This is a genomic window from Aeromonas sp. PrichA-15, assembly GCF_017939245.1.
Classification (GTDB): domain Bacteria; phylum Pseudomonadota; class Gammaproteobacteria; order Enterobacterales; family Aeromonadaceae; genus Aeromonas; species Aeromonas caviae.
On the sequence record NZ_JAGKRH010000032.1, the window covers coordinates 17,790 to 37,307 of the forward strand.

The 19,518-nt window shown below is 64.4% G+C and carries 19 protein-coding genes; 10 read left to right on the forward strand and 9 right to left on the reverse strand.

Annotation, left to right across the window (positions count from 1 at the left end):
* Positions 1 to 34: 34 nt before the first annotated feature.
* Both J9889_RS06345 and J9889_RS06350 read left to right on the forward strand, forming a co-directional pair.
* The gene (locus J9889_RS06345) at positions 35 to 1,273 is read left to right on the forward strand and encodes a DUF3391 domain-containing protein (protein WP_069652014.1); all 1,239 of its coding nucleotides are present in this window, start codon (positions 35 to 37) and stop codon (positions 1,271 to 1,273) included.
* Between the two features lie 58 nt (positions 1,274 to 1,331).
* Positions 1,332 to 2,507, forward strand: a complete 1,176-nt coding sequence (locus tag J9889_RS06350) for a CinA family nicotinamide mononucleotide deamidase-related protein (protein ID WP_069652015.1) — start codon at positions 1,332 to 1,334, stop codon at positions 2,505 to 2,507.
* Here J9889_RS06350 and J9889_RS06355 read toward each other — a convergent pair.
* Complete coding sequence (locus tag J9889_RS06355; protein ID WP_010672710.1) at positions 2,504 to 3,019, reverse strand: metal-dependent hydrolase; 516 nt, start codon at positions 3,017 to 3,019, stop codon at positions 2,504 to 2,506. The two genes, J9889_RS06350 and J9889_RS06355, sit on opposite strands and share 4 nt — an antisense overlap.
* A 394-nt stretch (positions 3,020 to 3,413) precedes the next feature.
* Here J9889_RS06355 and J9889_RS06360 point away from each other — a divergent pair, with 394 nt between their 5' ends.
* The 3 genes from J9889_RS06360 (at position 3,414) to J9889_RS06370 (ending at position 7,135) form a co-directional block, all read left to right on the forward strand.
* Positions 3,414 to 5,078 (forward strand): FapA family protein, encoded by a 1,665-nt coding sequence (locus J9889_RS06360; protein WP_349237005.1) that lies wholly within the window; start codon positions 3,414 to 3,416, stop codon positions 5,076 to 5,078.
* A gap of 113 nt (positions 5,079 to 5,191) precedes the next feature.
* Positions 5,192 to 6,001, forward strand: coding sequence for a sugar-phosphatase (yidA, locus tag J9889_RS06365; protein ID WP_210556136.1), 810 nt, complete (start codon positions 5,192 to 5,194; stop codon positions 5,999 to 6,001).
* A gap of 363 nt (positions 6,002 to 6,364) precedes the next feature.
* Positions 6,365 to 7,135, forward strand: a complete 771-nt coding sequence (locus tag J9889_RS06370; RefSeq protein ID WP_043154048.1) for a gamma-glutamyl-gamma-aminobutyrate hydrolase family protein — start codon at positions 6,365 to 6,367, stop codon at positions 7,133 to 7,135.
* Positions 7,136 to 7,286: 151 nt separating this feature from the next.
* Here the strand turns inward: J9889_RS06370 and J9889_RS06375 are convergent, their stop codons facing one another.
* The 7 genes from J9889_RS06375 to J9889_RS06405 form a co-directional block, all read right to left on the reverse strand.
* A complete protein-coding gene (locus J9889_RS06375) occupies positions 7,287 to 7,691 on the reverse strand; it encodes a hypothetical protein (protein ID WP_069652017.1) in 405 nt (134 codons plus the stop codon).
* A 71-nt stretch (positions 7,692 to 7,762) separates the two neighbouring features.
* Complete coding sequence (locus J9889_RS06380) at positions 7,763 to 8,473, reverse strand: HAD-IA family hydrolase (RefSeq protein ID WP_069652018.1); 711 nt, start codon at positions 8,471 to 8,473, stop codon at positions 7,763 to 7,765.
* A 95-nt stretch (positions 8,474 to 8,568) separates the two neighbouring features.
* The gene (gene xerC / locus J9889_RS06385; RefSeq protein ID WP_069652019.1) at positions 8,569 to 9,546 is read right to left on the reverse strand and encodes a tyrosine recombinase XerC; all 978 of its coding nucleotides are present in this window, start codon (positions 9,544 to 9,546) and stop codon (positions 8,569 to 8,571) included.
* The gene (locus tag J9889_RS06390) at positions 9,539 to 10,219 is read right to left on the reverse strand and encodes a DUF484 family protein (RefSeq protein ID WP_041212252.1); all 681 of its coding nucleotides are present in this window, start codon (positions 10,217 to 10,219) and stop codon (positions 9,539 to 9,541) included. The genes xerC and J9889_RS06390 overlap by 8 nt, the downstream gene beginning before the upstream one ends.
* Before the next feature lie 79 nt (positions 10,220 to 10,298).
* Positions 10,299 to 11,129, reverse strand: coding sequence for a diaminopimelate epimerase (dapF, locus tag J9889_RS06395; protein ID WP_210556137.1), 831 nt, complete (start codon positions 11,127 to 11,129; stop codon positions 10,299 to 10,301).
* 62 nt (positions 11,130 to 11,191) lie between these two features.
* Complete coding sequence (lysA, locus tag J9889_RS06400; protein WP_039039806.1) at positions 11,192 to 12,442, reverse strand: diaminopimelate decarboxylase; 1,251 nt, start codon at positions 12,440 to 12,442, stop codon at positions 11,192 to 11,194.
* A gap of 20 nt (positions 12,443 to 12,462) precedes the next feature.
* Complete coding sequence (locus J9889_RS06405) at positions 12,463 to 12,663, reverse strand: lipoprotein (protein WP_210556138.1); 201 nt, start codon at positions 12,661 to 12,663, stop codon at positions 12,463 to 12,465.
* Between the two features lie 73 nt (positions 12,664 to 12,736).
* Here J9889_RS06405 and cyaY point away from each other — a divergent pair, with 73 nt between their 5' ends.
* A complete protein-coding gene (gene cyaY, locus J9889_RS06410) occupies positions 12,737 to 13,051 on the forward strand; it encodes an iron donor protein CyaY (RefSeq protein ID WP_010672698.1) in 315 nt (104 codons plus the stop codon).
* The gene (locus J9889_RS06415) at positions 13,048 to 13,701 is read left to right on the forward strand and encodes an alpha/beta fold hydrolase (protein WP_210556141.1); all 654 of its coding nucleotides are present in this window, start codon (positions 13,048 to 13,050) and stop codon (positions 13,699 to 13,701) included. Before cyaY ends, J9889_RS06415 begins: the two co-directional genes overlap by 4 nt.
* A gap of 186 nt (positions 13,702 to 13,887) precedes the next feature.
* Here the strand turns inward: J9889_RS06415 and J9889_RS06420 are convergent, their stop codons facing one another.
* A complete protein-coding gene (locus J9889_RS06420; RefSeq protein WP_210556143.1) occupies positions 13,888 to 16,407 on the reverse strand; it encodes a class I adenylate cyclase in 2,520 nt (839 codons plus the stop codon).
* Between the two features lie 322 nt (positions 16,408 to 16,729).
* On the opposite strand from J9889_RS06420, the gene hemC reads away from it, so the two are divergent.
* Genes hemC through J9889_RS06435 form a run of 3 tightly spaced genes read left to right on the forward strand, consistent with a single transcriptional unit; the run spans position 16,730 to position 19,513 of the window.
* Complete coding sequence (hemC, locus tag J9889_RS06425; RefSeq protein ID WP_160836842.1) at positions 16,730 to 17,659, forward strand: hydroxymethylbilane synthase; 930 nt, start codon at positions 16,730 to 16,732, stop codon at positions 17,657 to 17,659.
* A 46-nt stretch (positions 17,660 to 17,705) separates the two neighbouring features.
* Positions 17,706 to 18,440: a uroporphyrinogen-III synthase gene (locus J9889_RS06430; RefSeq protein WP_039039810.1), complete on the forward strand. Its 735-nt coding sequence runs from the start codon at positions 17,706 to 17,708 to the stop codon at positions 18,438 to 18,440.
* Positions 18,437 to 19,513, forward strand: a complete 1,077-nt coding sequence (locus tag J9889_RS06435) for a uroporphyrinogen-III C-methyltransferase (RefSeq protein WP_039039811.1) — start codon at positions 18,437 to 18,439, stop codon at positions 19,511 to 19,513. The genes J9889_RS06430 and J9889_RS06435 overlap by 4 nt, the downstream gene beginning before the upstream one ends.
* The last annotated feature ends 5 nt before the right edge of the window (positions 19,514 to 19,518 follow it).

The window sequence follows — 19,518 nt, forward strand, 5'->3', positions numbered from 1 at the left end:
CATACGGCTCAGTGTGTCCCTCGTACCCAACCCCATGACAGGAATCAAGATCTCCGTAGAACGGCTGCAAGTCGGCAATTATGTCTCCCTGCCTTTGGGATGGCGTGAGCACCCGTTTCTGTTCTCCAGCTTCAAGCTCAAGAGCGAGGAGGAGATCGAGCTCATTCGTCGCCTTGGCCTCAAGCTGGTGACCATCATTCCCGACAAGAGCGATGCGCCGCCCAAACCGCTGAACCAGATCCAGGCCCAGCCGGTAGAGGCGCCGGATACCTCCCAGCGTCAGGCCGAGATGCAGCTGGAGAAGGAGCGCCGCATCGAGCAGCTGCAGCAGTATCGCCGCGATCTGCAGCAGTGCGAGAAGCAGTTCCAGCAGTCGCTGGCCCAGGTGCGCAACGTGATGAGCAAGATCCAGTCCCGCCCCCTCAATGCCATCGGCGAGGCGCAGGAGCTGATCAACGCCATGACCGAGCAGCTGCTGTCGGTGGACGAGATGGTGCTGCACCTGGTCTCCGACAGCGAGGACGGCAACAACCTCTACTTCCACTCCCTCAACGTCAGCGTGCTCAGCATGCTGCTGGCCAAGGAGTGCAACATGTCGGCCGACGAGATCCGCCAGGTCGGCATGGGAGCCCTGTTCCACGACATCGGCAAGCTGAAGATCCCGAGCCAGATCCTGCGCAAGACCGAGCCGCTCACCAAGCCGGAGCAGAACCTGATGGCCCAGCACCCGCGCTACGGGCTGGATCTGCTCAATCTGGCCAAGGACTTCCCGGCCGAGGCGAAGGGAATCGTGCTGCACCACCACGAATACCTGGACGGCAGCGGGCCGGAGGGGCTCAAGAAGGGGCAGCTCGATCCGCTCACCCAGATTGTGTCGCTGATCAACGAGTACGATAACCTCTGCCACATGCAGGCCAAGGTACCCTACTCGGCCCTGAGCGGCCTCTACAAGCAGCGCAAGGCCCAGTTCAACCCGGACTACCTCGGCATGCTGATCCGGCTGATGGGGATCTACCCGCCCGGCAGCGTGGTGCAGCTCTCCAACGGCCAGGTGGGGCTGGTGATGTCGGTCAACGCCTCCCGCCTGCTCTACCCCTCGGTGCTGGTGTACGATCCGCGCATCCCGCGCCAGGAGGCGGCCATCATCGACCTCGACGCGGCCGAGCTCTCCATCGCCAAGGTGATCCATCCCAAACGGCTGCCGCCGGCGGTGTTTGAGTACCTCAACCCGCGCACCCGCATCAGCTACTACTTCGAACACACCAAGCCCTGATCGACCCGGCCACCCAGGTGGCCCCCCCAGCCCAGCCGTCAGCCCCGAGGAGCCCGCCATGCGCATCGAAATCATCAGCACCGGAGACGAGATAGTGACGGGTCTGGTGGTGGACACCAACGCCGCCTGGCTGAGCGCCCTGTTGCTGGAGCAGGGCTGGCAGGTGCGCCGCCGCGTCACCGTGGGGGACAACCTCAAGGACTTGAAGGCCGTGCTGGCAGAGAGCGCCAGCCGCGCCGAGGTGGTACTGGTGTGCGGCGGGCTCGGCCCCACCGCCGATGATCTCACCGCCCAGGCGGCAGCCGAAGCCTTCGACCAGCCGCTCACCCTGTTCCCGGACTGGCTCGCCACCATCGAAGCGCGTTACGCCAACCGCGGCAGGCCCATGCCCGCCAGCAACGCCAAGCAGGCCTGGCTGCCGCAGGGGTGCGAGATCCTCGACAACCCGGTCGGCACCGCCTGCGGCTTTGTGGTCACCCACACAGGCCACCAGGGCCCAAGCCGGCTCTTCTTCACCCCGGGCGTGCCGTTCGAATTCAAGCAGATGGTGCGCGAGCAGATCATGCCGCGCCTCAAGGCGCTGGCTGGCGAGCAGACCGACACCGAACTGCGCCGTTTCTACACCTTCGGCGTCTCGGAGTCAGCCCTCAGCGACATGTTGGATGCCGCGCCCTGGCCCGCCGGCATCGAGCTCGGCTACCGCTCCTCCATGCCGCTCATCGAGCTGAAGCTTATTGGCCACGGCGCCAGCACGGCGGACATGGACGCCGCCGAGGCGCGGCTGCTCGCGGCCATCGAGCCCTGGCTGGTAGGACGGGGCGATGAGGAGCCGGCGCAGCAGATCCTGGATCTGCTGGGGGAGCGGTCGCTGCACTTGCAGGAAGGGGAGAGCCGGGGCGCCCTGCTGGCCATGTGCCATTCCCACCCCGGGCTGGAGGCGCACTTCATCCACAGCCTCCCCGCCGACCTGATGCAGCTGGCAGTGCCCGCCGCCCCCCTGAGCCTCACCATAGGCCGTGCCGGGCCGGACGGCGTGCCCCTGCTGCTGTGCGCCGACGGGCGGCAGTTTGGCCAGACCCTCAAGGTCAGCCACCCGGATCCCGAGAGCGGGCACCGGATCCTCGCCTTCGCCGCCCTCGACATGCTGCGCCGCCACCTGCTGGGGCTGCCGGTGCTCGCCGACTACCTCACCCTGACCCGAACGGCCAGGTGCCAGGAGGGCGCCCGGGACTAGAAGTGAGCCAAGCCTGCACCGCCATGGACCCAGTACCCGGCGAGCGCCAGGGTCAGCAGGCAGAAGGCCCTCTCGTAACCCCCGCCGCTCTTGAGGGGCAGGCCGGGCAGGCGAAAGCGCCGACGCCAGGGCCAGAGCAGGGGAATGCCCATGGGGGTGAGCCAGTCCCCCAGCAGATGGCTGAGATAGCCCACGATGAGGGCATCCTTCACCGCCCCCGACAGCAACCAGGGGGCTTCCACCTGGGCCAGCCCCCAGACCCCCATCCCCACCGCCAGCAGGCTGTGGGTGAAGCCGCGATGGCCGAACAGCCGGGAGAGCGGCCCCGAGATCCAGGGCAGTTGCCGCCCGAGCAGGGAGCGGGGGTGATCGAGATCCGGCAGCAGGGCGCTCGCCAGGGCCATGGGGACGATGTGCCACAGGCTGGCATCGGCCAGGGCCGGAGTCAGTTCGACCTTGTGGGCAAGCAGGACGCAGGTGACGGAAAACAGCAGGTGGCCTTGGGCGGTCATGGGGCTCGTTCGGTTGGACAGAAAAAGGGGCTGATCGGTGGCGACCAGGGTACTCGCCCTGAGGCGGCGGCAGATTAAAATCCTTCTATTCCTGCCTGGCAAGGTGATTTGCATCGCCACCTTCAACATGATGGACACTCTGGATAGCGAAAGCATAAAACGTCAGCATATTGCGCTAAAAAACTGCAATGGAGCCCATGGCATGGCCGGCTCTGCCCCTCTCCCGTCAGCCGATATTTCCTCAACCCGGCTCACCCATTTGCATTCAGATCGTTGACCCGGAAGGAAAAATACCCGAATACTGCGCGTTGGATCCGCCCCGGCGGCATTGGATGCCGGCAAGGAGAGGCCCCGACATGGGGCAAACCGGACAGGGACAACGAAGGAGGGCCCGGTGTTAAGCAAAGCGTGGTTTCAGCTGTCGGCCGACATGAGCTATGTCTGCCTGCGCATCACCCCGGGCCTCACCGAGCCCATCCAGGAAAGCGACGTCCTGGCCCTGCTGCGACTCTCCAACTGTCGGCGCTACGAACCCCTCGGCGAGGGGATCCGCGAAGCCGTCACCCTGCTCAACGCCCTCATCGCAGAGCCGGATGCCCCCGCGCATCCGCCAGTCCCCATTGCCCGGCGCCAGGATGCCAGGCTGCGCATCCAGGTGGACAAGGACCAGATGAGCGCCAGGGCGCAGATCACCGCGGACTGGGGTGGCCAGCCCCTGACCCTGGCCCAGTTGCAGGAGGCCCTGGCGGCCAGCACGGTCAAGCAGGGGGTGAGCGAGCGGCTGCTTGCCGCCGCCATCCAGGCAGCGGGTGAGGCGGCCCCTGGTGCCCAGCTCAATCCCGTCATCGCCCTCGGCAAGGCCGCCAGGCACGGCCTGGATACCCGCCTGGAGCGGCTGGTGGAGACCGCAGCCGAGCGGATCCTAAAACCCCAGGAGCGGGATCACGGCAAGGTGGACATGCGCGACCTCGGCACCCTGCTCACCGTCAAGGCGGGGGCGTTGCTGATGCGCAGGCACCCCGCCACCCAGGGCATCGACGGCTTCACCGTGACGGGCCAGACCCTGACCGCCCGCCACGGCAAGGAGAGCGCCATGACGCCGGGTGACGGCACCTGCCTCTCCCCCGAGGATCCGGACCTGCTGCTGGCGACCCGCCCGGGGCTCCCCTGTCAGGAGCGTGCCGGGATGCGGGTCGACGAGGTACTCAACGTCAAGCAGGTCGACATCCGCCACGGCCACGTCGAGTTCGAGGGATCGCTGCTGGTCACCGGGGACGTCATGCCCGGCATGCGCGTCAAGACCAGCGGGGACGTGGTGATCGGCGGCTTCGTCGAGGGCGGCTACATCGAATCCGGCGGCACCATCACGGTGCGCAACGGCATCATAGGGCGCAAGCTGGCGGACGACGAATACCTCTGCCACCTCAACGCCGGGGGGGAGATCCACGCCAGCTATGCCCAGTACGCCAGGCTGGAGGCCGATGGCGACATCCATATCCTGAGCCAGCTCAGCCACTGCTATTGCCGCAGCGGCCAGGATCTCAAGGTGGGGGACAGCGCCATGCGCAAGGGGCACCTCATCGGCGGCATCAACATCGCCAACCGGCTCATCATGGCACCGGTGCTCGGAGCCTCGGCGGCCAATCGGACCCGGTTGCAGATCCTCGGTGGCTATTTCAGCCAGAAGGAGCAGGAGCTGGCGCTGCGCCAGCGCAAACAGACCTGCGCCGAGCAGATAGACAAGCTGCAGGATCTCATCCTGCGTCTGCTGCAACTGCCCCGTGACAAGCGCAATCCCGAGACCCTGCAGAAGATCAAGGCGCTGCGCACCCGCCAGTTCGACGAGAGCAAGAGCCTGGACGAGCAGCTCGCCGAGGCGCAGCGGGAACTGCAGGCGCTCATGGCCAACATGGACATCATCGCCACCCAGCGCCTCTTCCCCGGCGTCGAGGTGGAGATGGCCCATCACCACAACAGGGTCGACATCGAGCACGGCCCCATCCACTTCGCCATCCGGGAAGATCAGCTGCAACTGACCCCCTACCAGGGCCAGCGCTGAGGGGCAACGTGCCCCCGCGTCGGCAGGCGGCGTGATCCCGGCGGCGATTTTCGCTACACTCGGCCTCCCCATGGCCCCATCGGGCGGGCCGGCCAGACTCAGGTAGTGAGAAGATGTACAAGCTGATCGCATTGGATATGGATGGCACCCTGCTGACCCCAGAGGGCCGAATCTCCCCCCGCACTCAGGCCGCCATCGCGGCAGCCCGCGCCAGGGGCGTGACCGTGGTGCTGGCCTCCGGCCGCCCGCTGGAAGGCATGACCGCCGCCCTGACCGAGCTGGGCCTCACCGGCCAGGATGACTACGTCATCTGCTACAACGGCGCCCTGGTGCAGCAGGTGTCCGAGCAACGCATCATCCGCAGCCAGTTGCTGACCGGCAGCGATGCCCGTGCCATCGCCCACCTGGCCTGTGAGCTGGGGGTGAACATCCACGGCTTCTCCGTCCGCCAGGGGCTCATCAGCCCAAAGATCAGCCCCTACACCGAGCACGAATCCCGCCTCATCGGTCAACCCATCAACCTGGTGGACTTCGCCACCCTGCCCGACGACGAGCAGATCATGAAGGTGATGATGATTGACCCAGAGCCCCTGCTCTCCCGTGCCATCGCCCAGCTGCCCCCCGAACTCCACGAGCGCTATACCGTGGTGCGCAGCGCCCCCTACTTCCTCGAGTTCATGAACAAGCGCAGCAACAAGGGCACCGGCGTCGCCGCCCTGGCCGAGCACCTGGGGCTGGATGCCTCCCAGGTGATCGCGGTGGGGGATGCGGGCAACGATCACCACATGATCGCCTACGCCGGACTCGGGGTCGCCATGGGCAACGCCACCGACGAGATCAAGGCGCTGGCACAGCACACCACGGGGCGCAACGATGAAGACGGGGTCGCCCAGGTGATCGAACGTTTCATCCTGAACGCCTGAGTCGACTAGGGGCCCTGTGGGCCCCTTCTGCTATCCGGCCGCCCGGCCAGATGTTTAATATATCCACCATCAAATCTCTCGCCGCACCAGGCATCCCTCCTCAAGCCCCTTTAAATGGGACTCAGAGCCGTATCCCGGCATCAACGGTTAACATAATTGCATCATTTTGTTTGACATATTGAACGGCCTTGGCAGACTGGAGGCAGGATCCAGGCTGTCGTTGCCAAGGCTGACCGACGATTCTGGCACGCTGGCGCGACCCTGATCCCACGACCATGCCTTGAGGCATGCCCTTGCGAGCCGAGGCGGCAAGGGCCTTCCCAAGGCGCAGGATGAGACCGCCAAGGATAGCCAAGGTGACCTATGCCCAACCCCAGTTCCCATAACAAACCCGTCGTGCTGATGACCATGGGGGCCCAGGCCCGCAGTGGCCACGCCTACCAGGTCATGACCCACAAATACATCAAGCCTCTGGTGGAGATCAGCGGCTGCGTGCCGCTGCTGGTGCCCACCTGCTGTGGCACCGAGGATCTGGAGCAGTATCTGGACCTCGCCGACGGGGTCTATCTGAGCGGTGCCGGATCCAACATCGATCCTGCCCTCTATGGCCAGGAGAACCTCACCCCGGAGAAGCCCCAGGACAGGGACAGGGATCTGTTCGATATTCCCCTGGTGCGCGCCGCCCTCGACCGTGGCCTGCCGATCCTCGGGATCTGCCGCGGCATGCAGGAGATCAACGTGGCCCTGGGAGGCGACATTCACCAGAAGGTCTATTGCGAGCCGGGTTATGACGATCATCGGGAGGATGCGGATGACCCGGTGGACGAGCAGTATGGCGAGAGCCATCAGGTCGAGCTGGTGCCCGGTACCTGGCTGGCCGAGCTGATGGGGCAGCCGTCGATTCCGGTCAACTCCCTCCACGGGCAGGGGATCAAGACGCTGGCCAAGGGGCTGGCCCCCCTGGCCCATGCCGAAGACGGGCTGATCGAGGCGATCCACGCTCCCGCCCTCTCCCCCTTCCTGCTGGCGGTGCAGTGGCACCCGGAGTGGAAGGCCAGCGAGAACCCCCACTCCATCAAGCTCTTCACCGCCTTTGGCGACGCCTGCCGCCGGTTCAGGCAGCAGGTCGGCTAGTCGCCGACCCCTTGCCCTTGAGCCTGGGCAGGGCCCCGTGCATCGGGGGCTGCCCGGAGGCATCCGACGTGGCGGGCCTGTGACCCCCCCACGCCATCAAGCTGTCCACTGCCTTCGGCGACGCCTCCTGCCCATTCAGGCAGCAGACGGGCTAGTCGCCGAATCCCTTGCCCTTGAGCTTGGGCAGGGCTCCGCGATCAGGGCGCAGGGTTCGGCAGACATCCAGCCCCTTGAGGCCCCGCTGGATATGGTCCGGGGCCTGCCCGAGCACCATGCCGTTGCCGCGATAGAGCCGGGCATCCTCCAGCTCGAACAGCTCGCCGCCGATGAGCAGTTGCTCCCGACCATTCACCACCTTGCCCCGTTTCAGGGGCAGGGTCATGTCCACCTGGATCTCGCCGGTGGCACACCCCTCGCGCCAGCGCGCCTCGTCGGAAAACGGGGAAATGGCGATCTCCCGCCAGGATCCGTCCCTGAACTCCATCCGGTAACGGTCTTGCACCAGATCGCATCCCGCCAGCACCACGGGGATCGCCAGCCAGATGACACCCTTCATTCCCTTCACGCCCTTGCTCCCTTGTTGTTATTGCCAGATATAGATCACGGAATCTGTCCCTCATCCCCAGCTCAGAGCAGCAGGGTGGCCAGATCCTGCAACTGCCCCAGCTCCACATCCGGCAGCAGCGACAGCGACTGCCAGGACTGACCGCTCTCGTTGAGCCAGGCGGCCCGAAAGCCGTGCAGCCTGGCACCCAGCACGTCGGTCACCGGGTGATCCCCCACATGGAGGATGCGACCGGGGGTCAGCCCCAGGGCCTCTTGCACCTGCACGAACATGTCGGGCGCCGGTTTCATTCTGGCTCCCGCTCCCGCCTTGCAGACCAGGGTGAAGTAGCCAGCCAGACCCGCCTGCTCCAGATCCAGGTTGCCGTTGGTGATCACCGCCAGCGGGTAGCGCGCCGCCAGACGAGCCAGCAGGGCGTGAGTCGCCTCGCTCACCTCTATCTTCGAGCGTTCGGTCATGAAGCCGGTGAACACCGCCCGTGCCTGCTGCTCCGCCAGCCCGGGCTCCATGCCCCCCTGCACCAGGGCCTCGCGAATACCCCGCTGGCGCGCCAGGCTGACGTCGTGGCTAAGCGCCGGGTGGTCCAGCAGCAACTGGCGCTTGAGCGCGAGCCAGCGCGGCTTGTCCAGCATGGCGGTAGCCAGGTATTCGCTGCGCAGGTGGTCCAGCATCCACTGTTCCGCCCGCGCGATGGCGGGGCCGTTGTCATAGAGGGTGTCGTCCAGATCGAACGAGATGGCGGCCACCGGCTGCCAGCGACGGTAAAACTGCATGGCTGTTCCTCTTTACTCCTCATCCTCTGGCGTTGCGAGCTCCCGCCTGACCCGGGCGACGTGGAGATTGTCATCCCCGCAGATCGCACACCACATCACTCATCCTCCGGCGTTTCCGGATCCCGCTTCGCCCGCGGGTGGGCACTGTCATATACCTTTGCCAGATGCTGGAAGTCGAGGTGGGTATAGATCTGGGTGGTGGAGAGATCCGCATGCCCCAGCAGCTCCTGCACCGCCCGCAGGTCGCCGGAGGATTCCAGCATGTGGGTGGCGAAGCTGTGGCGCAGCTTGTGGGGGTGCACGTGGGCATTGAGAGCCTGCTTGTTGCCCCAGCCGTCGAGCCGCTCCTGTACCGAGCGGGCCGAGAGCCGCTGCCTGCGCTTGGAGACGAACAATGCCTCCCCCTCGTCACCGGCCAGCAGGGGGCGTACCTTGAGCCACTTGTGCAACCACTCCACCGCCATCCGCCCGATGGGCAGCACCCGCTCCCGCGAGCCCTTGCCGATCACCCTGAGCTGGCGCTCGTCGAGCTTCACGTCCGCGAGGTTGAGCCCCACCAGCTCGGCAAGGCGCAGGCCGGAGGAGTACATCAGCTCCATGATGGCGCGATCCCGCACCGCCAGCGGATCCTGCTCGTCGGTGATGTTGAGCAGCTGGTACATTTCGTCCACGTCCAGGTTCTTGGGCAGGGGCCGCCCCTGCTTGGGGGTGACGATGCCACGCGCCGGGTTGGCGGTGAGCCGCCCCTGGCGCACCTGCCAGTCGCAGAAGCTGCGCAGGGCCGACACCTTGGTGGCAAGGGAACGGGGCGCCAGCCCTCCCTTGTGCATCCGGGTCACCAGACTGCGCACCTGGCTCGCCTCGAGCCGGGCCCAGTCGTCGACCCCGAGCTTCACCAGCTCGGCGGTCATGGCTTCCAGGTGGGCCTGATAGTTGCTACGGGTGTGGGGGCTGAGCTGGCGCTCGACCCGCAGGTATTCGATAAAGGCGTCCAGCTCCTCCGCCAGTGCGACCGGCAGGGGGTCGGCGGCAGGGGGCGTCCTGGCAGGGGATCGGGTCGTTGCCTTAGCCACGGGCCAGCTCGGGCAGACGCAGTTGCAGCAGACGCCCCAGCTGACCCAGCAGCAGGGTGTCGTTGTGGGGGGTGAAGTGGCTGGGATCCGAGCTCGCGAAGGCCAGCACGCCGAGCTCCCCGAGCCGCATCAGGGCCACCGAGTTGACCAGCACATCATTGCCAAACAGCGCCTGCTTCTCGCTCTGGTTGAGGCGACCGAAATAGTAGTCCGTGCCAGGCAGGCGCTGGCCCAGCAGTTGTTCGAGCTGTTTGCCCTGCGCCAGGAAACGCTGCTCGGGGCCGCTCAGCTGGAAATGCCTGGGATTGAGCCAGAGCCGCAGGCCGGTGAGTCGCAGCCGCTGGACGAAGGCCTTGCCCATCACGGCGCTCAGCTCGAACAGGGTCTGGCAACCGTAGATCTCCCCGTAGAGATCCGCATAGACCCGGAAGATCCGCTCGTTCTCGCTGGCGACCCCCATCAGTTCGGTGATCTCCTGCTCCAGCTGCTCGATGCGCTCCCGCTGTCTGTCCAGCTGGCGCTCCACCAGGGAGATGGTGCCCTTTTGCCCATGGGGAATGCGGATCTTGTCCAGCATGGCCCCGTGACGCAGGAAAAACTCGGGATAACGGGCCAGGTACTCCAGCACTGTGGCTTCATCCACCAGTGATTCCTGCCGTTTGAGTTCGCTCATAACTTGGTTGATCCATCCGAAAAAGGGGCCAAGGGCCCCGATATGATCCGTTGATGGAGCGGGATCACCCGCTCCTTGTCTACAACTCTATCTGGCCGTCAAAGACGTGCTCGGCCGGCCCCGTCATGTAGACGGGCTGACCCGGTCCCTTCCAGGCGATGGTCAGATTGCCACCCGGCAGGGTGACGGTGACCCGCTCCTTGAGCTTGCCCTGGCTGATGCCTATCACCACGGCCGCACAGGCCCCGGTCCCGCAGGCCAGGGTCTCCCCCACCCCGCGCTCGAAGACCCGCAGCTTGATCTCGCTGGCGTTGACCATCTCCATGAAGCCGACGTTGACCCGCTCGGGGAAGCGCTCGTGGCGCTCCATGATGGGTCCCAGGGTCTCCACCGGCGCATCGGCCACCGAGGGCACCTCGATGACGCAGTGAGGGTTGCCCATGGAGACGGCGCCGCACATCACGGTGTGATCCTGGGCCCGCAGCAGATACGTCTTCTCCGCCTTCTGGGCACGGAACGGGATCTTGCCCGGCTCGAACTGGGGCACCCCCATGTTGACCGTGACCTGGTTCTCCCCTTCCAGCTGCAGGGTGATGCGGCCCCGGGCGGTGCTGACCGCGATGCGATCCCGGTTGACCAGCCCCTTGAGACGCACGAAACGGGCGAAGCAACGGGCCCCGTTGCCGCACTGTTCCACCTCGCTGCCGTCGGCATTGAAGATGCGGTAGTGGAAGTCGAGCTCGGGGTCATAGGGCGGCTCCACCAGCAATAGCTGGTCGAAGCCGATACCGAAGTGACGATCCGCCAGCTTCTTGATGATGTCGTTGCTGAAGAACACCTTCTGGGTGACGCCATCCACCACCATGAAGTCGTTACCGAGGCCGTGCATTTTGGAAAACTCAATCAACATCGCGCGTTCCTGTCTCACCGTTAATCACGCTCTCACATGGAGGAACGCTGAAAATCCATCCATCACGGCAGCAGGTGCTCGCCACGCCAGAGATCCGCCAACTGCTCACGCTCACGGATGAGGTGCGCCTGGTCACCGTCCACCAGCACCTCGGCCGCACGGGGTCGGGTGTTGTAGTTGGAGGACATGGTAAAGCCGTAGGCGCCAGCGGAACGCACCGCCAGCAGGGAGCCCTCGGCAATCGCCAGGGTACGCTCCTTGCCGAGGAAGTCGCCGGTCTCGCACACCGGGCCCACCACGTCATAGAGTGCCTTCTCGTGGGTCGCCCGGCTGTCCACCTCGATGATGTTCATCCAGGCGCCGTAGAGGGAGGGGCGCAGCAGATCGTTCATGCCGGCGTCGATCAGGGCGAAGTTGCGGGTCTCGCCGGGTTTGAGGAACTCGACCCGGGTCAGCAGCACACCGGCGTTGGCGACGATGGCGCGGCCCGGTTCGAACAAGAGGGTCAGATCCCGGCCCGCCAGCTTCTGCTTGAGCGCCTCGGCATACTCGGTGGGGTGCGGCGGCTGCTCGGCGCCGTAGTTGACCCCCAGACCGCCGCCCACGTCCAGGTGATGGATGTGGATGCCTTCCGCCGCCAGCTCGTCGATGAGCTTGAGCAGCTTGTCCGCCGCCTCCATAAAGGGATTCAATTCAGTGAGTTGCGAGCCGATGTGGCAATCCACGCCCTTGATCTCGATGTGGGCCATGGCCGCCGCCTTGCGGTAGATGGCGGGCGCCTGTTCGATGGGGATGCCGAACTTGTTCTGCTTGAGGCCGGTGGAGATATAGGGGTGCGTGCCTGCGTCGATGTCCGGGTTGACCCGCACCGAGACCCGCGCCTTTTTGCCCATGCTGCCTGCGACCCGGTTGAGGCGCTCCAGCTCGGCTTCGGACTCCAGGTTGAAGCAGAGGATCTCTTTTTCCAGCGCAAGGCGCATCTCGGCTTCGCTCTTGGCGACACCGGAGAAGACCACCTTGGCCGGATCACCGCCCGCCGCCAGCACCCGGGACAGCTCGCCGCCGGAGACGATGTCAAAGCCCGAACCAAGGCGTGCCAGCAGATTGAGCAGGGCCAGGTTGGAGTTGGCCTTGACCGCGTAGCAGATCAGGTGGGGAATGTCGCCAGCCGCCTGGTCGAAGGCATGCCAGTGGCGTTCCAGGGTGGCGCGGGAGTAGACATAGAGCGGAGTGCCGTACTGGTCGGCAAGCTGTTGCAGGGGAAGCTGTTCGGCCTGAAGCTGACCGTCTGCGTCGTAGTTAAAGTGATCCAAGGGGGCGGTTCCTTCCTAGATTATTGCGGCGCGGCCTCTGAGGCCGGTGTAGCGGTCGCAGGCGAGGCGGCTTGCGGTGTACTCTCTGTCTTGGGCTGTGTCTGCTCTGCAGGTACGGGCTGTTCGGCCGGCGGCATGTAAAGCGGCCCCGTCAGGCCACAGGCGGCCAACCCGAGCGACAGCGACGCGGCAAACAGGCACTTGGTGAACTGGGTAATCATAATGGTTCGCTGCGAAAAAATTTTTGGCCCTCTATAATCGCACTCACATTGTTAAAAGCAACAGGATAAACCGATGAAGGATCACGAGTATCACGCCCTGACCGACGCCTTTTTCCAGTATGTGGAAGACACCATCGACGAGGGGTATCCGGATATCGACTGCGAACGCGCCGGCGGGGTGCTGACCTTGAGCTTCGAGAACAAGACCAAGGTCATCATCAACAAGCAGGAGCCCCTGCACCAGATCTGGGTCGCCACCCGGGAGAACGGCTTCCACTTCGAGCTGCGCGGTGACAGCTGGATCGACAACCGCTTCGGCGACGAGCTCAAGGCCCTGCTGACCCGGGCCTGCACCACCCAGGCCGGCGAGCCCGTGGTCTTCTCATGACGGATCTGCATCCCGAAGGTGCCCGCCATGCGGTGATCTGGCTGCACGGGCTGGGGGACTCCGGCGCAGGCCTCGCCCCCCTGGTGGAGGCGCTGGCCCTGCCCGCCGACCTGCCCGTCCGCCATCTGCTGCCGGATGCGCCCGAACGCCCCATCACCATCAACATGGGCTACCGGATGCGCGGCTGGTACGACATCAAGAGCTTCGAGGATCCGGCGGATCGCGCCGTGGAGTCCCATGTCAGGGAGTCAGCGGCCCGTATCGCCTCGCTGATCGAACAGTTGGTGGCCGAGGGTTTCGCCCCCGAGCGCATCGTGCTGGCCGGCTTCTCCCAGGGGGGCGTCATCGCCTCCTTCACCGCCCTGCGCCATCCGGTGCCATTGGCAGGCCTGCTCTGCATGTCCACCTACCAGGCTGCGCCCAACACCCTGCCCGGCGAGATGAGCGAGGCGGCCCGCGCCCTGCCCATCTGCTACATGCACGGCATCTATGACGACGTGGTGAACCTCTCCATGGGCTGGGACGCCAAGAACCGGCTGGAAGCGGTGGGACTCAGCCCCGAGTGGCACGAATACCCCATGCGCCACGAGATCTGCCGCCCCCAGCTGGGCGACATTCGCAGCTGGTTGCTGGCCCGCCTCGGCGCCTGATTGTCGGCTCACGGGTAAGACAACGGCCTGCATCAGCAGGCCGTTTGCTTTCATCTCTGACGGCGATGCTCGACGGCATCCCCCACGGGCTGCGGCCCCCTCCACGCCTGATTCCCGTACCACGGATAGGACAACGGCCTGCATCAGCAGGCCGTTTGCCATCTTGCCGGTGCTGTTATCAGCACATCACCCTACTTCCCGCGCCGCGCCTGGGGTGTCCCGCTGCGGGCTCTGGCTGCGGTAGGGGATCACATCGAGTTTGTCACCCACCTGCACGATTTCGTAGTACTGGGGCAGGTTGAAGTTGCTGAACTGACCCGCATTGCTGAATCGCTCGTGACCCGAGGTGTAGAACCGGTTCACCCCCTGTACCAGTTCGTCCTTGTTGCCGGCGAAGTGCTGGTAGATCTCCACCCGGTTCGCCTCGTCCAGGATATAGATGTTGGTGCCTGCATCCCGGGTATCGAAGAAGAACTGCACCAGCCCTTCGCTGGCGTAGGCGTCGACAATGCCGGGCAGGTGCTGGCTGTGAGTCTTGTCGAGACGCAGCGGCAGGTGATCCAGCTTGTTGTGGGAGATGTGACGGTAAAAATCGATGGCGTTTTCCAGCTTCTTGACCGACACCCCGCGCCGCTCGAAGAAGATGCCGTACTTTTCCTTGCCGAGCGCCAGCGTCTTGACCAACTGCTGCTTGTCCCGGGCCAGGCGCAACTCGATGCATTCAGCCACAAGCTGCTGGAAGCGGGTGCGCACCAGGGAGCGGAAGTGCTGGCTGTAGCAGAACACCTCGATCATCTCGGGGGCCGCAGCGTCCTGGTGCATCTTGCCGAGGATGGTGGTGAGGGCGTCCACCACGGCTTCCTCCCCCTCGAAGTGCAGGGTGCGGATCTCGCTCCAGGAGTTGCGATAGACGAGATCCACGGATCCCACCAGACACTCCTGGTTGCGACCGAACGAGAAGACATCGGCGGCGTTGGCATCGAACTCGATCACCTGCCCCACCCAGTGGCTGGACGGGTCCGTCTCCAGGTTCAGGAAGATGGAGAGCTGGCGGATCTCGCACGGCCGGCTCAGGGCCAGGTTGGTCGCGCGGGGATACTTGACCGGGAAGGTCCCGGAGAGATCGCGACAGAACTGATGCAGGTTGTCGATGTGCAGATCCGAGCCCTGGTTGAACAGGTGCACCCGGGACTGGGGCGTCAGCAGGCCGTTGAAATAGGCCCAGGCCACCAGCTTGCTGATGTAGCCGTTATATTCGAGCGGCGCCCGGCCGATGATGTCGGCGGGTTCGAGGGAATGCTTGTAGAGATACCAGCCGGCGCGATTCAGGCGGCCGTGGGGTACCTGTACCAGGCTGAGATCCGGCTCGCCGAGATCCGGCGCAATCTTGAGGTTGATGCGCTGCACCTTGCCCGGCAGGCTCTCGAATGCGGCATAGAGCTTGCGCGACAGGATGCCGATGTCTTCCGGGTTGATGGACTCGCTGATGTTGTTGCGCCGGGCGAACTGGATGAGATTGCGGTAGCTCTGCATCAGAGCCTCCAGCAACTCGGCGTAGGCCACCTTGACGTCCTCCACCTTCCACTCCTGGCGGTGATCAAGGTGGTAAAGGCGCTCCGGACTCCAGCCCCAGTAGGCCACCAGCTGGGCCATCTGCTCCCGGCGCCAGTCCGGGGAGTGATCTTCCTTGGGATGGCTCAGCCCGTCGCACACCTTCAGATAGAAGCAGCGACGCACCAGATCGAGGCGCTGCATGTCGCCGATGGACTTCAGGTAGTTGGTCACCTTGTCCAGCATCAGGCAGTAGTTGTCGAGGCGGTAGTGCATCCCCTCGTTGTGCTGGAACCAGTCGCGACTGGTCACCGACAGCAGCCGGGTGTTGGGATACTCGTGGGAGTAGGCCTCCATCAGCACCGACTTGAGTACCGCCTTGTAGGGGGAGTCGATCCCCTTGTAGAGCTGCCACAGGGCGGAGCCGAAATACTCCTCGGCAGGAATGCGATCAAAGCCGCCGAGATCGAGCCAGTCATCCTGGCTCAACTTGCCGTGGGCAAACAGGCCGTTGACGTAGTCGTCGTAGTGATCGTCATATTCGGCCGGCACCAGATACCAGAGCAGCCGCTTGCCGGCGATGAGCATGGCGCTGCGGTAGAACTCGTCGAGCAGCAGCAGGTGCTGGGCGCTGCCGCAGCTCTCCCCCTGCATCTGGGCATCGTTGCGCTGACGGAACTTGTCTTCGGGGATCAGGAAGAAGTTGAGATCGACCCCCCGCTGCTCGGCCCACATGGAGAGGTGCTGGCACTTCTGTTCCAGCAGGGCGAGGCGCTCGCTCGACAGACCAGCCACATGACAGACCCAGATGTCGAGATCCGAGTGGCAGCACTGACCGATGGAGGAGGTGCTCCCCATGGAGTAGAGGCCCTGGATGGACTTGTCGTGGGTACTGAGACCGCCCTGGCAGTTGGCGTTCTGGCAGAGATCCTGGATGAAGGCCTGCTGGGCCTCGTTGGCGACAAAACTCCAGATACCATGAGGCACATCCCCTGCCACATAACCGGGCAACAGGGGGTGATTGAAGTGCAGCATGACAGGCAGCAAGTGGAAAACCTGCTGCCCGTAGCGACTCATGAGATCCAGCGCTCGTTGCGTCTTGAGACGATTGAGTTCGTCGTAGCGCGCCACCAGCGTGTCGAGTTTAACCAGCAATGCCCTACCTATGGGGAAGAGAAATGACGCACCAAAACGGGGAGACGTCAAAAAAGTGTGATCATGTTAACAATGCAAACAGCAGTGGTAAACAAGCCCGCACACAATCACCGGATTATTTCTGACCCCGTTCGTAACGGTATCAGCGGAAAGCAATAAAATTACTTGTTTTCAATAACTTAAAATCAATTATTGGCTGAATGAAAATAATTTTCAGCCCCCGTTTTTGAGCTTGGCCCCGCTTTTGCGGGCTGCGCCATGAAAGCCCCTGCAAAGGGTGGTAAGATCGTTTTCCTCTCAAAAGATGAAACAACTGATTGATATGGCAGCCCGAACCCTGAGAATTGCCACTCGAAAGAGCCCACTGGCCCTGTGGCAGGCCAATTTTGTGAAAGATCGGCTGGAGGCACTCCATCCGGATCTGCAGGTCGAACTGGTGCCCATGAGCACCCAGGGTGACAAGATCCTCGACACCCCCCTCGCCAAGGTCGGCGGCAAGGGGTTGTTCGTCAAGGAACTGGAGACTGCCATGCTGGAAGGGCGTGCCGACATCGCTGTCCACTCCATGAAAGACGTACCTGTGGAGTTCCCCGACGGACTCGGCCTGCACACCATCTGTGAGCGCGAAGACCCGCGTGATGCCTTTGTTTCCAACTATTTCAACCAGATAGACGAGCTGCCTCAAGGGGCCGTGGTCGGCACCTCCAGCCTGCGCCGTCAGTGCCAGCTGCGCGCTGCGCGCCCTGATCTCGTGATCCGCGACCTGCGGGGCAACGTCAACACCCGCCTCGCCAAGCTGGATGCCGGTGATTATGACGCCATCATCCTGGCCGCCGCCGGCCTGAAACGACTGGAGATGGCCCATCGTATCGCCGCCTTCATCGAGCCCGAGCAGAGCCTGCCCGCCAACGGCCAGGGGGCGGTCGGCATCGAATGCCGCCTCGACGATCACGAGCTGCACGCCCTGCTGGCGCCGCTCGAACACCCCGAGACCCGCATCCGGGTGCTGACCGAGCGCGCCATGAACCGCGCCCTGCAAGGGGGCTGTCAGGTGCCTATCGGGGCCTATGCCCTGGTACAGGGAGAAGAGGTATGGCTGCGCGGCCTGGTGGGCAGCCCGGATGGCAGCCGCGTCATTCGCGACGAGATCCGCGGCCCCCTGGCAGAAGGCGAGGCACTGGGCCACACCCTGGCCCAGCGCCTGCTGGCCGCCGGCGCCGACGTCATCCTGGCCGAGGTCTACCGGGCATGAGTGCAGCACAGCCAGGTTCGCGGTCATCTGCTCGGAGCGCCCCCTGATGGTCCCCCTGGTGGTGCGCCCGGCCGCCCAGGCCAACCAGCTGGTGCAGATGCTGCACCAGCTGGGTCACGCACCGCTCTGCTGTCCGTTGCTGGAAACCCGGCCGGGATGCGACCTCCCTCACCTGGGTGACATGCTGCGGGAGGCGGACCTCGTTATCGCCGTCAGCATGCATGCCGTTCATTTTGCACATCATTTTCTGTTGCAAACTGGTCAGACCTGGCCACATATTGATTACTTTGCAGTCGGCCAGGCGAGTGCGGATGCCTTCGCCGAGGCGGGCATCCAGGCCCTGTGCCCGGCCGATCCCCGCAGCGAAGGGCTGCTGGCCCTGCCGGCACTGCAAGGGGTGAGTGGCCGCCGGGTGCTGATCCTGCGCGGCAACGACGGGCGGGATCTCATCGCCCGGACGCTGGCCTCACGGGGCGCACTGGTGCACTATTGTGCCACCTACGAGCGCCACTACCCCGATCTTGACGGGGATGCATTGACCCGCCACTGGCAGGCAGCCGGGCTCGACAGCCTGCTCATCACCAGTGGCGAATTGTTGCAGCGGTTGCTGGCCCTGGTGCCCGGCCCGCAGCACCCCTGGCTTTATGACCGCCTGCTGGTGGTGCCCAGTCCCCGGGTGGCCGAGATGGCAGAAGGGGCTGGTTTTACCCGTATCGTGATTGCCCAAGGTGCATCCAACCAGGCTCTGGTGGCCGCCCTGGAACTGAGGAAGATGGAATGACTGAACAGCAAGAAGTCCAGCCGAGTGCCGCGGCCACCGTGGCCGACAACAACAAGCCCGCTCCCGGAACAACAGGGAGCAAGAAGGGCAGCTCTGGCACCGTGCTTGGCGGCATCGCCATCCTGCTGGCCCTGGGGCTGGCCGGTGGTCTCTATGTGCACGGACACCAGAACGCCGTTGCCCAGCAGGCCGAACTGGTAGCCCTCAAGCAGCAACTGGCCGACGCCATGACCAGGATTGATCAGGGCAGCAGCAAGGATGCCGAACAGATCGGTGCCCTCGGCAAGAGCCAGCAGCAGTTGCAGGAGGCGCTGGACGCCTTGCAGACCAAGGTGCTGGATCTGGACGACAAGCGCCCCAACGACTGGATGCTGGCCGAATCCGAATACCTGGTGCGCATGGCGGGCCGCAAGCTGTGGCTCGAACACGACATCGTCTCCGCCATCACATTGCTCGGCAACGCCGACGAGCGCATCAAGGCGCTCAACGACCCCAGCCTGATGCCCATCCGCAAGGCGCTGGCGGAAGACATCGCCAAGCTCAAGGGGATGCCGCGAGTCGATCGCGAAGGGTTGACCCTGAAGCTGGCCGCCCTCTCGGACCAGATCGAGCTGCTGCCCCTCTCCACCGTCAGCATGCCGGAAGCCAAGAGCGAGCCCGACCAGACCGTCAGCACCAACCCGGACGAGTGGCAGAGCAACCTGAAGAAGAACTGGGTCAAGTTCACCGAAAACTTCATCACCATCCGTCGCCGCGATGGCGCCGTGGAAGCCCTGCTCTCCCCGCAGCAGGAGATCTTCCTGCGGGAGAACCTCAAGACCAAGCTGCTGCAGGCCCAGCTCGCCGTCTATCGTGAACAGCAGTCACTCTATGTCGACAGCCTGGAGAAGGCCCAGCGCTGGCTGACCCAGTATTTCGATGCCGACAACAGCGCCACCCAGTACATGCAGTCCGAGCTCGACAAGCTCAAAGGCGAGCAGATCCAGTTTGACTACCCGGATCAGTTCAAGACCCAGACCATGCTGGAACAGGTGCTGACCGAACGCCTGCAACGCATCCTGGCCGGCAACTGAGGAGG